The sequence below is a fragment of the Alicyclobacillus tolerans genome (genome assembly GCF_048984885.1).
Taxonomy (GTDB): Bacteria; Bacillota; Bacilli; order Alicyclobacillales; family Alicyclobacillaceae; genus Alicyclobacillus_I; species Alicyclobacillus_I tolerans.
Window position 1 is genome coordinate 1,144,770 of the sequence record NZ_JBMGNK010000002.1, and the last position, 12,800, is coordinate 1,157,569.

Below are 12,800 nucleotides of genomic sequence, written 5' to 3' on the forward strand. Positions count from 1 at the left end.
GCATCGTACACGCAGCAGGAAAAAAAGTCATGCAGGAGTTGCTGTTTCTCTATGAAAGACAAAACATCAATACCCGTGCGCGTTGAGGAACTGCTTGGCGGACTCAATGATGAGCAGCGTACAGCCGTTCAGACAACAGAGGGACCAGTGCTTGTGGTGGCTGGGGCAGGTAGTGGCAAGACGAGTGTGCTTACCCGCCGCATAGCGTATTTGCTTGCCCAACACTTGGCTAACCCTCATCAAATTTTGGCGATCACGTTTACCAATAAAGCGGCTCGCGAAATGCAAACACGCGTGCAGAAACTGGTTGGAGATGCTGCGCGCGATCTGTGGATGGGGACTTTCCATTCAATATGTGTAAAAATTCTTCGCCGCCATGCTGACAGACTGGGCTATGATTTGAATTTTACAATTCTCGACAGTGATGACCAACGAGCATTAATTGCTCAGTCGTTACTGGATGCACATTACGATCCGAAAAAATTCGATCCAGCCGCAGTCCATTTTGTCATCTCGCGTTGGAAGAATGAATTGGTGACAGAAGCACAATTGTCCAAATCGAGATCGGCCAAAAATTTGACAGAGGCGGTAGCATCACAAATTTATCCCGTTTATCAAGATCGTCTTTTTGCCGCTTCAAGTATGGATTTTGATGATTTAATAGGTTTGACGGTCAAACTTTTTCGCGATCATTCGGATGTTCTCCAATACTATCAAGAAAAATTCCGCTATCTGCATATTGATGAATACCAGGACACCAACCGTGCCCAATATCTTCTTGTCCGGATGTTGGTTGATCAATATCGTAATCTTTGCGCTGTTGGTGATTCTGACCAAGCGATTTATGCGTGGCGTGGAGCAGATATCGAAAACATGCTGCGTTTTGAGAAGGATTTTCCAGAAGCGAAGGTTATCTTATTAGAACGCAATTATCGTTCTACTGAAACCATTCTCCATGCGGCCAATGCCTTGATTGCCCAGAACAAACGCCGGAAGGAAAAAAACCTGCGAGCCGTTCGTGAAGGAGGTTGGCCCATCCGTGTGGCCGAGTTAACAGACAGCGAAGCAGAAGCGCGATATGTGGCTGACACCATTCAAGCGCACCTGCAATCCGGCGGACGCCCTGGAGATTGTGCTGTACTATATCGTGCCAATGCTCAGTCACGGGCTATTGAAGAAGCTTTGATGAGTCAAGCCATACCTTATACCATAGTAGGAGGATTGACTTTTTACGATCGTCGAGAAATTAAAGATGTCTTTGCCTATCTACGTGTTCTTGTCAATCCCAAAGATGAAATTTCCTTGTTGCGAATTGCCAATGTACCAAGACGTGGACTCGGTGATGGTACGCTGGGAAAACTGTTAGACTATGCGCATGCTGAAAATAAAACTTTGTATGAGGCACTTGCCTCTGGACGGGAAGCAGGTTTGACAGAAAAAGCGGCATTAGCCGCTGAACAGTTCTATCAGACACTCGAAGAGCTTAGACTATGGATGGAAGGCATGAGTGTGACAGAATTTCTGGCCGAAGTTCTTCATGGGACAGGCTATCGCAAGATGTATGCGGAGAGCAACAAAACAGAAGACCAGCAGCGCCTTGAAAATATTGATGAACTTCTGACCGTCAGCCAATCATTTGATCGGCGTCGGGGTGGTTCAGTGGCTGAGTTTTTGGCGGAAGTCTCTCTGCTGAGTGATGTGGATAAAGATAAAGGCAAGGAGCGGGACAGTGTTCGACTGATGACTTTGCATGCGAGTAAAGGCCTGGAGTTTCCTGTCGTTTTCCTGGTTGGCATGGAAGAGACGCTGTTTCCTCATGCGCGTTCTCTAGATGATGAACAGGGCATAGAAGAGGAGCGCAACCTTTGTTATGTTGGGTTAACGCGAGCTAAAGACAAGTTATATTTAACGTATTGCAGCGAGCGTACTCTTTTTGGACAGACCAGCATGCGTGAGCCTTCGCGTTTTTTGGCCGAGTTACCTGCCCAACTTGTGGAGCGTGAAAGATTAACCAATGATGTCATTTACTCTTATTCAGCGGGAGATAAAGTGATTCACCCACAGTTTGGAGAAGGTATTGTTTTGGAAATTGGCAAAGATGTCAAAACGGGTGAAGAACAGTTAACTGTAATGTGTCATCCGCGCATTGGGATGAAGACGTTTCCCAAACGTTACGCCAAGCCTGCTGTGGAACGAAAAAAAGCGTAATAGGCCGATCTCGTTTCCGTTGTTCAGTGAGCGTGGTACAATACGGATACATTTCCATCGCAAGTTTATACAATAATGAAGAACCGACAGGCTTGCGGTCAGGAGGCAAATCAGTGTGCGTTACTGGATAATCATTGGCATCCTTTTTGTGGTTTTTGTCGCAGTTTATCTGGGTGTATTTCTCTACACGAGGAAAAAACAAAAAGCGTTTGATGAGCAATACCTATCTATGAAAGAAAGACATGAAGTTTTCGTTCTCAATAAGAAAATTACTAAAGAAAGACCACAACAGGGTTGGGCGCGATTTATGAAAATGAAATCTTATCAAGTGGTAGGCCGAGTTACTGTCTCTCAAGCTATGCGTGGAATGCAGATGAGTAAGATGCAGACAGTCACATTTCGGACCACCAAACAGGAATACGATAAAATCGAGATCAACCATAAATACAAAATGGACATTGCGGGAAATTATATTGGTAATGTGATAGCACCGACGCCTTCTAAACAAAAAAAGTCGTCGTCCAAAACGACTGGAGAAAAATCGGAGAGCAAAGGCAAAAACAATAAGAAATCAAACGTGAAATCGTAAATTCAAAGCTGTTCTCAAAGTCATCCGCAGGATGGACAGGAGAACAGCTTTTTACATGAATTTGCATGCTGAATGCTTCTTCTACGGACCAACGCCTATGTTTTTGCATAGGCTGTTGTGAGTTGGGCTGGGTCTTCGATTCAGATTGTATGGAGATCCGTGAAGCGAGGGGCAGTGGTCTCCAGTGGAGATTGGATGAAGCCCGCGAAGCGAGGAGGAACTAGCATGCAACAGAAACGCCGTACGTCTACCGGATTACAGAGTGTGCGCAAAAAAAAGCGTCCGCAAGGTAGAAAAACAGCTCAAACGACAGGTCAAACGCCTTCCGTCAGTTTACCAACAGCGTTAACCTATCGTCTGCGCCGTCCAGAAGATGATGAATATATTGTGAAATTGACCAGTGAACAATTAGGAGGAATTCATCAGAACGCATTTGGTGAACCTTTTCCAGAATCAACTTTTCTGCACTATCTGCAATCTGGGGCGCCAACAGTCATTATTGAAAAGGACGGAAAAAGGATTGGCTACTATTCTTATCTGGTAGGGCCAGCAGAAAAAATGCATATCTCTGCAATGGTGCTAGAGCCTCAGTATCAGTCATCCGGCATTGGTCGCGAGGTTATGGCGCGTATTGAAAAGAGAGCAAAGGAACAGGGAATTCAAGTACTTGAGGTTTTTGTGCAAGAGAATAACGAAAAGAGTCTCAACTTTACAAGGCAACTTGGCTTTCAAGAAGTATTTCGTTTAGAACCGCATTCAATTGCTTTCCAAAAACGCATTCTTTAGGCAAGGATTCGTGCGGATTTTGTCGAATTTGATAGAGAGGAGAAAGAAAATAGCGTGATCGGGACATAAAAGGGAGTCGTCACAGATGTCAGAAACACTGTCACAAGGGCGCATACAGGTGGAGCATAATCAAATCCGGGTACTCGCCGAGCCACAAGATTTGCCGCCGACATTGATTGTTGCTCGTCACCCTTCTTTGCATGTGCTTGTGGACGGTGTGGAGGTTGTGGGTCGTGTACAGGTGCACGCCTTTCAGGAAATTCAGGTCAGTGTCATTGATGTGGAACCTTATCGGGAGATACGCATACAAGTCTCTCCAGATACGCTTCACGCTACACTCGAAATTGAATATCAAAAAGGGCAACACTTTCGCTTGGGCGATTCTCCTCCAACTGCAGTCTGTCTATTGCATGTCATTCAAGAAGCTGTTTTGCCGCAGCCCTATACGCGAAGCGACGTGAGACAATTGCTTGCTGAACAGAGAATTGTTGAAGGTGTGGATTGGAAAGCTATTGATAGTTTGCTCGCTTCCGGTGAATCTGGTAGTTGTGTTTGCGCTTCCGGTACTCCGCCGGTGGATGGTTTGCCGGAGCGAGTAACCATTCTGGTTCAGCCCGTTCATGAACCTCTCTATGGAATTGTTCCAGTGCGTCCCATTCTTTCTGTACAAAAAGGTGTTTCCGTAGCCAAACGTCTGCCGGAAGAAAGCGGTGAGGCAGGCGTCAGTGTTTATGGTACGGCCATCCCTCCTTATACGCCTCCTGCCAAATTGCCACGTATTGGAGATGGGCTGGCAGAAAACGATGAAGGAGTTTTCATTTCTGTGCGAGGAGGACGTGTAATTCACCGTCCTGATTTGCTTGATGTGGCTCCCACGTTGGAATTTAATGAATCTCTTACGGCGAAGCAGGGTCATGTGCAGTTTGACGGCGATGTTTTGGTACGTGGCAATGTGGAGCAAGGTGTAGAAATTGCTGCTTCAGGACAAGTTTTTGTCCAAGGGATTGTATCACGGGCTAAAATTGTTGGAGATGCGGGAATTATCATATCGGGTGGAGTTTTTCAGTCAGAGTTGTATGCGGGTCTGCGCTATCATTGCCTGCAAGAACTATACCATTTTCTTCAGGATTTCTTACAAGAATGGCAAATTTTTCAATCGGCCGTTGAACGCTTGCAAGAAGCAGTTAAGACGCGTGGTTCAGAAATTTCCCATGCGCGCATTGTTGCCTCTCTTTTGGCAGATAAATATCGTGAGATACTGGTTTGGCCAACGCGATTTCAAGAATTTATAGAGTTGCACCCTACGCTCGATCTCGGTCCCTGGCTGGGGAGATTGCGCCGGGCTGGAGAATGGATGCGCCAAGCGTATTTGGAATCAACTACAATACAGCGTTGGGTACTTCATCGTACTGAAGTGGAAAAGTGGTTGAGTGTGATAGAAAACTGGGAAGTGTCAGCTGAACTGGCCGCCATACAGTGCGCTTATGCGCAGTCATCTGATTTGCGTGCTGCGGGGGATGTGGATATTACACATCAGGGAGTTTACCAATGTCGCGTGCGGGCTGGCGGTACTGTAAAAGCACTCGGTAAGCCGGGCGTCATTCTGGGTTCCAACATTGAAGCAGGTTTGGCTGTCTTTGCCAAAATTATTGGTTCACACGCCGAGTCAATAACTCGTATCCATCTTCGTCAAGAGGATGGTTGCCAAGTATCTGCCGATCTCGTTTACCCAGGCACAATTTTTATCGTCGATGATTTTCCCCATCATGTTCAGCACGAGTGGCGCCAATGCGTATGGCCAGTCCCCGCAACAAAAGACTCATAACAAAAAAGCTGCCTGCCAGAAGGCATGCAGCTAGCGGGGATAAGTGCTGGAGTGTCTAGACGGTTTCCCTATCAGAGAAGAGCAGGGAAATGCAATAGAGGCCAGCCAGCCCAATGATGACATAAACCACACGACTGATAAGTCCGGTAGTGCCACCAAACAGGGCTGCTACAAGATCGAATTTGAACAATCCAACGAGCAGCCAGTTGAGTGCCCCAATGATAACTAGAACTAATGCTGTCTTGTTCATGGGAACTCCACCCCCTTCGACAAAGAGTATGCGCTCCGCGAGACTTTTCCATGTGTCCAGTTTTTGAGCAAAAACCGGAAATTTTCCTGTGCCAGTTTCGCATATCGTGGTTCTGATCTGCAGAAAGCTATCAGCAGGAGCAGTTGCAGCCTTTTGCCATTCGGGGTATGCTACTAGGGAAAAGATTGTAGAGCCTCGAAGTGAGGAGGGTTGAGCGCATATGGATGTGGAAAATCGGATTCGGGAAGTGTTGGTTCCCATCAAGGAAGCCATTCAACAAGATGGCGGTGATGTGGAGTTTGTTTCCTATGATAGTTTGACCAAAACGGTCTATGTTTCCCTGCTTGGCGCGTGTGTAGGATGCCCGGCCAGTATGATGACCTTGAAAATGGGAGTTGAGCGCTCCATCCGCCAGCAAATACCCGAAGTTGAGCATGTGGAGGCATGTTGAAGACTGCTTGGACATAGATTTTACCATAACAGGCATCAGGGGCGTGTCGTTCAGTGAATCGACGCGCCTTTCTGTTGCTGACGGATGGGTTACGTTTTAATCTTATGGATAGGAAGGAGGTGCAACGCTTGAAAGTGGAACTCAAGGGTCAGAAATTAGAAATCTTGGCACGAGATTTGCATGAGCCTTGTACAAGCCGCGCATGGCTCGAACAAGCGTTGTTTTTGCCTCCTGGTTTCGTTGGTAGACTGCATGCTCAAGGACTCGTTTCACGTGACGCCAATCGTTTGCATGTTGAAAGCAAAATATATCCAGACGACCGAATCGTTATAGATTTATCTGCTTTTGCACCACCTACGACTTTGCAACAACTCGACTTGAAGCGTGTGTCCACTCAGTCACCTGGTGCGGAGATTCTTTTTGAAGATCCTCATTTGCTGGCCGTACAAAAACCAGCTGGTATTCTGATACATAGTGAACGACCAGAAGAGGACACATTGGATAGACGAGTTTCTATACAACTGGGCAGTCCATTTGTCTATCATGTGCATAGGCTCGATCGCGGTACGAGTGGCATCGTACTATACGCCAAGCATGCGCTGATGTTGCGATCGCTTGACCATCAGTTGGCAAAACATAAAATTCGTCGGCTTTATGTAGCTCTGGTGGAAGGAAATCTGTCGCCTTTGAATGGAACCTTGAATGATTCTATAGGAAAGGATCGCCACCATGCGGGACGATATCGAGTATCTAAAGGCGGTCAGCCAGCAGTTACAGAGTATCATACGCTCTTCTCGCCACTCTTTTATGGTCAGCAGAAAGTATCATTGCTTGCTTGTCAGTTAAAAACCGGACGCACTCATCAGATAAGGGTTCATCTTTCTTCGCGGGGTTGTCCTGTTGTGGGAGATGTCTTGTATGGTGCTCTGCAGCCTAGGTTGTCCTCCGCTCGACAAGTGAATCATCATTCTGCAATAGAGTCAACCAAAGAAGCATTTTTTTTGCATGCTCACGCTTTATCCTTTGTCCATCCATATACTGGGAAGGCTCATTTATTGACTGCTCATTGGCCGCAAGCTTGGCAACCTGTGCTTGAACTTGTGGGAGACCATCGACTCGATAGAAAATTGCATCATCTTTACAAAGAACTGAATGGGGCAGAGGTACAGGCATGATACAAAGAGTTCAGGTTACCATACGATTTTGTTGGGCTTTGTTGTTGGATGTGACGCGTAAAGACATTGCCTCACTTGCAGCAGTGATTTGTTTTTATGGACTTTTCTCCATGTTTCCTCTCTTGTTGTTAATTCTATATTCGCTCTCTTTTCTAGCTCCTAACGACTTGGTGGAACACGCCTTGGTTCAATCCGTTAGGCCTTTTTTTCCTGCTCTTCCTGATGCGAAAAAATTTATTGCTGACAACATTACACGTTTGGCTGGACTTGGGGCTAAAGTGACGCTGTTTTCCTTGATTTCGCTGCTGTGGAGCGCCACAAGCGCTTTTATTGCACTTCAACAGGCACTTGACGTCATCTTTGAAGTGAAGATACCGCGCTCTTATTTTTCTCGGCGTATGGTAGGGTTTGCCATGTTTGCGTTATTGCTTTTGGTCATGATGGTCACTTCTATTGCGCTTGCCATGTTTCCTGCGGCGTTTTCCCATTCAGCTTTCTGGAGAATTTCTATCTTTCATCATCTCCCTTATCCTTCGATTACTAATTTTTTGTTTCCGTTTGTTCTGTTTGTTACCTGTGTGCTTCTGTATCGGATGCTACCTACCCATAATGCACCACTGCGTCCGTTATTGATTGGCGCCTTTGTGGCAACGGTACTTCTCGATATCGCTCGCCAGATGTTTGTCTGGTATGCAGAGAGTTTTGTACGGTATGAGATGGTATATGGCACTCTGGCGATTTTAATGATTATTGTTTTGTGGATGTATGTGGCAAGCACGCTCGCTTTGTTTGGTGCCGCAGTATCTCATCAATGGATGCTTCAGTTTGAATCGTGAACGACCCAACATTTTCATTGGATAAAATCAAGGGGGGACGTTAAGGTTGGAGAAATCAACTTTCTCAGTCATTATTCCTACAAAAAATCGACTTCCAGACTTGTCTGCTTGTCTAGATGCTCTGGCTCATCAAACTTATGAAGGTGTGATTGAAGCTTGCGTAGTGAACGATGGCGGCGAGTCTATTCAGTCGGTGCTGGATAAACCTCGTAACCTTCGTGTGAATGCTTTAGAGTTGCGCGATCCGGTTGGACAAGTAAAGGCTCGTCAGCTCGCTATAGAGCGGGCCAATGGCGAATGGATTGCCTTTTGTGATGATGACGACCGGTGGTTGCCTCAGCATGCAGAACGGCTTGCCCAAGCCCTGCTAAACGGTATGAACTTTGTCTATACAGACGCGGAAATGGTAGCTAGAGATGCTTCTGGTGTTGTTCGTGAACGTCGGACGTTTGCATTTCAGCATGGAGAAAGGCTGCTTTTACACTACAATACTTTGCTTGCTACGGCTGTTGCCGTCCATTCTTCACTTCTCGAGCGAGCTGGTGGATTGGATGTGAATATGGAACATTATTGGGACTGGGATTTATGGCTGCGTTTGGCTCGTCTAATATCTCCTGTTCGCATACCAGGTTGCAGTGTGCTCTATCAAATATCGCTCGCTGGGCATAACCAATCAAGCCGACCTGAAAGTATGCGCTCCTCTTTAGAACGTCTTATTGAAAAACATCACTTGCCAGATTTGCCAAGCAGTAATTTCTGGAGAATGACGGAAGTGGCTGAGTTGGCAAAATACCGTGACTCGCCAGAAGTTTTTTGGGATGGTTCGCTAGAGATTTGGCAAGGTTGGCATTGAACCATAGAGTTGGCCGCATCCAGCAGATGTATGAATGAGGGCAATGTGACAAGGAAAGGGAGAATGAGCAAGTGGATGAAATTCGTCTACGTGGTCTGCAGTTTTTTGGTTATCATGGTGTGATGCCAGAGGAGACAGTTACAGGTCAACGGTTTATCGTTCATCTGAATTTAAAAATTGATTTAAAACAGGCAGGTCTTACCGACTCTATTAAACATACCGTTGATTACGCAGCTGTTTATCGCACTGTAAAGGAAGTTGTTACTGGAGTTCCTCGTCGACTGATTGAGGCTGTAGCAGAAGATGTTGCGAAAGTGCTTTTGGAAAGATTTCTGCTGGTGGAAGAAGTCACGGTGGAACTTGAAAAACCGGGGGCGCCTATCCCCGGTATTTTTGAAACGGTGAGTGTGCTTATGACGCGACGCCGTCATTAAACCCGTTGAGTTGGATGCTATGATGCTGGGATGCTTGAGGTTGTGCATTAGGGCTGGACACTCATTAAATAGGCGATAATGGCAAGCAGGGCGACAGCAAGAATACCAATACACCAGTTGCTGACTCGCAAGCGTTTTAATTCGGCTTCAGCCAAAATCTTGCGGCTGTCAGATATTTTTTGTAACTCTCGAAATAGGCCGTAACGAATAGCGACAAATACCAGAAGATAGAGGAGTAATGAAATAATCATCCATGCTTGTTCAAGCATTTTTAGACTGGAAAAAAGAACGAGTAAGCCGCCCGTAATCCACAACAAAATATTGGCGGTGGTTTCAAAAGGGCGGTAGCGTTGGATGAAACGTGTCACACCAGCTACCGAACGCAATCTAGGAATGGCGAAGAAAATGGTAAGTTTCGAACAAACAGCTATAAGATGGACAACCAGTACTGGCATAAAAATCGCAGGCACGCACGATCTCTCCCTACTCAAACGATTCTGTCGCTTAAGCAACTCCTTCTATGCCAGTGTAACTCATTGACCAAACGGCCGGAAGATCCCCGAACAAACTAAAAACACATTGATTCAGTGGTAAATTCTTGATCACCGGATGATCCGATACAAAAGGCAAGCCCAGTAGAACATCCAGGCCGTTGGGCCAGCTTGCAACAGCAGCCATTGCGCTTTGCGAATACCTTTTTGCCGCAATGCTTTCCGATCTGAAAGATACATCCCCAATAAACCTTTGACAACAAACTGGTGAATTTTATTTTCTAAGGGCTTCCGTCGAGAAACCCATAGACTTGTTTTCATAAAACGGCGCAACCTTTTGCGAGCAGCGCGGGGGGAAGGGTAACAAAGCACGAAATTAAAGTCACCTTCACGAATATCTTCTTCTACGTCGATCAGATAATCCAGTAGGATATGCAAGCCGCAAAGCCAGGGAAAATAACCAGCCCGTACCTGGTTGGCCAAATCTGATTCCAATGGCTCTGTAGCGGCTAAAAATAAAGCGAACATACCTAAGGTAGACCCAGTGGCTGCAGCAAACTCCCACCATTCAATTTCCGGAAATTCGCGCAGATAGGGGCGGCTCCATGCAATCAGAGCTGCTTCCCTCAAGTGAGGTTCAATATGCTTAGTTTCTTGCAATTCGCAGTATCGTTCTACAAGCCACTCTACATCAGGTTGGACTGCTGCATAACCAGGCAATTTTTCCAGAGCATTTTGACATGTACTGACTAAATCGTCCAGATAATTGCCATCATCACAAGATTTGCGAAATCGGTAGTATTCTTGATGAGCTTGTCCTGGACGTACGGCATCGCGCATAGCGTCGTGCAATGCGCGGAAATCATTGGCATCTGTGCGTTGACATCGGTCACAGAGGTTGTCCAAATAATCGCTGATGGTTTGTAATGCAACAATAATCTTGACGAGCAAGATTCTCGATTCAGGCTTGGCGGCTGCGTAAACACATCCTCCATCAGCGTGAAAACGCTTGTCAGTCAAACTGGCAAGTGCTTGAACACGCAATTCTGTATCCGGAATGTTTTCAGCCCGGCGGCGCCAATACATTAATTCGGCGCGCGCCGTTGGCATCACATCATGAAACAAACGATAGAGGAACTGTGGTGGAGCTATTACAGACAATCGTTTCGTCACAGCAGCCTCCTCTCTTCGTTGAACACAGTGGCTACAACTGTTTTTACTTTAACAGCAATTGACCTACATCGCTTGCCACACTTAACATCTTTTTGGCATTCTCGGCATTTAGCCAACTAGGTAAACCTGCCTGAGACGGAATGGGTTGTTGAGTTTTGGGAGCAAAGGGGATAGCCGGTTTCGGCACAGACGCATGTCCATGAATTTGTCCGTAAAGTCCGCGCCTTTTTGCGCCCTGATGAACCATTTTGACTAATTCTTGAATTCGCTCATCGCGCGCCACATCAAAAGCCATTCCCCCAAATTTTAGCATGGTGTTCAATTGCATGCTCATACACCTCGCATTAGGGTAATTCTTCATTGGCTTCTGCTTTACCATATGCAACTGATGTGTGCGAGTAGCGGACAACCGCCTCATTCCTGATGTGCGTTCATTCACTGCTCTGTGTCTAACATTCTATGCATGTTCTGTATTTCTCAGTCATGCTAAGCGGAATCCACATGCCTTTATGCTTAAACTTCGCAAAGCGGTGATTGCAGGTAGTGAATGAGCAATTCGGACGTGTGGATTAAAGCGTCTGAGTGCAGGCGTTCATAAGTATGAGAATGGGCAACGCCGGGTCCCACCAGACCATGCTTGATGTCTGCACCGGATCGGACTGCTGCAGAAGCGTCAGAACTGTAATGTGGATAAATATCAACTGCATAGTGAAGCTGGTGTTGTTGAGCTATATGTACAAGGTGCTGACGTAATCCGAAATGGTAAGGTCCTGAGCCATCCATAGCACATATGGAAACACAGTGCTCATCTGTTGTCTGACCCTTGCCAATAGCCCCCATATCTACAGCGACATATTCTACAGTTTGTTGCGGAATGTTGGAATTACCGCCATAGCCAATCTCTTCGTTGTTTGAGATGAGAAAAGTACAATCTACAGCTAATTCGCGGTTGTTTCTTTGCAATGCGTGAACCACACCAAAGAGTATGGCCACACTCGCTTTATCATCCAAGTGCCGACTCTTGATATATCCACTTTCAGTCAAAACAGCGCGTGGATCCCAAGCGATAAAATCTCCTACGGAGATACCGAGTTTCTTGACATCTTCTGCTGAGTGTACGACTTCATCAAGCACAATCACCATATTGTCAGCAGTGCGTTCAGTTTCGTTGACTTTGGAGTTAACGTGGACGGAGGTGTTTTCCAGGAGAACAGTGCCTGTAAATGTCTTTTTCTCAGAAAAAATGCGACAAGTTTCTCCTTCGATAGTACTCCAGGCATAGCCGCCAATTTTTTGTATGCGCATTTGTCCACTGGGCAAAATTTCTTTAATCATGCCACCGAGCGTATCGACATGAGCCGTGAGCAAACGGCTAGACTCAGATTGTTTTCCTTGGATGGTAAAACAAAGCGCACCTTTATGTGTTCTGGTCGACTGAATTCCGAGCTTTTTGGCTTCTGCTTCAACAAAGTCAATGGCAGTCTTCGTCATTCCGGTAGGGCTAGGAATATTTAACAGGCGCAGCAAAAAATCTTGAGTATACTGTAAGTCTTCCTGCGAAAATAGCATGTTCTTATCCTCCCTTTTTGTGATAGATGAGGCAATGTCGCTCTATTGTCAGAATTCCGCCTCATTGTATCACAACAAAATCTCCACAGATTCTTAAACTTGCGTATCATAGTGTAGGTGGAGATTACGATCATTGAGTGGAGATTGTGATAAATGAAAG

The 12,800-nt window shown here is 46.0% G+C and carries 14 protein-coding genes; 9 read left to right on the plus strand and 5 right to left on the minus strand.

Translation table 11 applies throughout. The annotated features are described in order from the left end of the window. The first annotated feature begins 51 nt into the window (after positions 1-51). The 4 genes from ACOJUR_RS05640 (at position 52) to ACOJUR_RS05655 (ending at position 5,408) form a co-directional block, all read left to right on the plus strand. Positions 52-2,208, plus strand: a complete 2,157-nt coding sequence (locus ACOJUR_RS05640) for an ATP-dependent helicase (protein WP_420949489.1) — start codon at positions 52-54, stop codon at positions 2,206-2,208. Between the two features lie 115 nt (positions 2,209-2,323). Then, positions 2,324-2,797 carry a hypothetical protein gene (locus ACOJUR_RS05645; protein ID WP_420949490.1) on the plus strand — a complete coding sequence of 158 codons (474 nt, stop codon included), beginning with the start codon at positions 2,324-2,326 and terminating at the stop codon, positions 2,795-2,797. Between the two features lie 225 nt (positions 2,798-3,022). After that, positions 3,023-3,583, plus strand: a complete 561-nt coding sequence (locus ACOJUR_RS05650; RefSeq protein ID WP_203114534.1) for a GNAT family N-acetyltransferase — start codon at positions 3,023-3,025, stop codon at positions 3,581-3,583. 85 nt (positions 3,584-3,668) lie between these two features. Next, positions 3,669-5,408 carry a FapA family protein gene (locus tag ACOJUR_RS05655; RefSeq protein WP_420949491.1) on the plus strand — a complete coding sequence of 580 codons (1,740 nt, stop codon included), beginning with the start codon at positions 3,669-3,671 and terminating at the stop codon, positions 5,406-5,408. Between the two features lie 55 nt (positions 5,409-5,463). Here the strand turns inward: ACOJUR_RS05655 and ACOJUR_RS05660 are convergent, their stop codons facing one another. Then, positions 5,464-5,658, minus strand: a complete 195-nt coding sequence (locus ACOJUR_RS05660; RefSeq protein WP_072872826.1) for a DUF378 domain-containing protein — start codon at positions 5,656-5,658, stop codon at positions 5,464-5,466. A 220-nt stretch (positions 5,659-5,878) separates the two neighbouring features. Here ACOJUR_RS05660 and ACOJUR_RS05665 point away from each other — a divergent pair, with 220 nt between their 5' ends. The 5 genes from ACOJUR_RS05665 (at position 5,879) to folB (ending at position 9,407) form a co-directional block, all read left to right on the plus strand. Beyond that, the gene (locus tag ACOJUR_RS05665) at positions 5,879-6,109 is read left to right on the plus strand and encodes a NifU family protein (protein ID WP_072872827.1); all 231 of its coding nucleotides are present in this window, start codon (positions 5,879-5,881) and stop codon (positions 6,107-6,109) included. Between the two features lie 53 nt (positions 6,110-6,162). Further along, a complete protein-coding gene (locus tag ACOJUR_RS05670; RefSeq protein ID WP_420949492.1) occupies positions 6,163-7,284 on the plus strand; it encodes an RluA family pseudouridine synthase in 1,122 nt (373 codons plus the stop codon). Further along, on the plus strand, positions 7,281-8,120 hold the full coding sequence (locus tag ACOJUR_RS05675; protein ID WP_203114531.1) for a YihY/virulence factor BrkB family protein: 840 nt from the start codon (positions 7,281-7,283) through the stop codon (positions 8,118-8,120). Before ACOJUR_RS05670 ends, ACOJUR_RS05675 begins: the two co-directional genes overlap by 4 nt. Positions 8,121-8,166: 46 nt before the next feature. Next, entirely contained in the window at positions 8,167-8,973 is an 807-nt protein-coding gene (locus ACOJUR_RS05680) for a glycosyltransferase family 2 protein (RefSeq protein ID WP_420949493.1), read from the plus strand. Positions 8,974-9,044: 71 nt separating this feature from the next. Beyond that, the gene (gene folB / locus ACOJUR_RS05685) at positions 9,045-9,407 is read left to right on the plus strand and encodes a dihydroneopterin aldolase (RefSeq protein WP_072872831.1); all 363 of its coding nucleotides are present in this window, start codon (positions 9,045-9,047) and stop codon (positions 9,405-9,407) included. 47 nt (positions 9,408-9,454) lie between these two features. Here the strand turns inward: folB and ACOJUR_RS05690 are convergent, their stop codons facing one another. The 4 genes from ACOJUR_RS05690 to ACOJUR_RS05705 form a co-directional block, all read right to left on the minus strand. Further along, positions 9,455-9,877: a DUF2269 family protein gene (locus ACOJUR_RS05690; protein WP_072872832.1), complete on the minus strand. Its 423-nt coding sequence runs from the start codon at positions 9,875-9,877 to the stop codon at positions 9,455-9,457. A gap of 132 nt (positions 9,878-10,009) precedes the next feature. Then, positions 10,010-11,071, minus strand: coding sequence for a tetraprenyl-beta-curcumene synthase family protein (locus ACOJUR_RS05695; protein WP_242650225.1), 1,062 nt, complete (start codon positions 11,069-11,071; stop codon positions 10,010-10,012). Positions 11,072-11,114: 43 nt separating this feature from the next. Further along, the gene (locus ACOJUR_RS05700) at positions 11,115-11,399 is read right to left on the minus strand and encodes a hypothetical protein (RefSeq protein ID WP_072872833.1); all 285 of its coding nucleotides are present in this window, start codon (positions 11,397-11,399) and stop codon (positions 11,115-11,117) included. A 185-nt stretch (positions 11,400-11,584) separates the two neighbouring features. Then, positions 11,585-12,640 (minus strand): M42 family metallopeptidase, encoded by a 1,056-nt coding sequence (locus ACOJUR_RS05705; protein ID WP_420949494.1) that lies wholly within the window; start codon positions 12,638-12,640, stop codon positions 11,585-11,587. Positions 12,641-12,800: the final 160 nt, after the last annotated feature.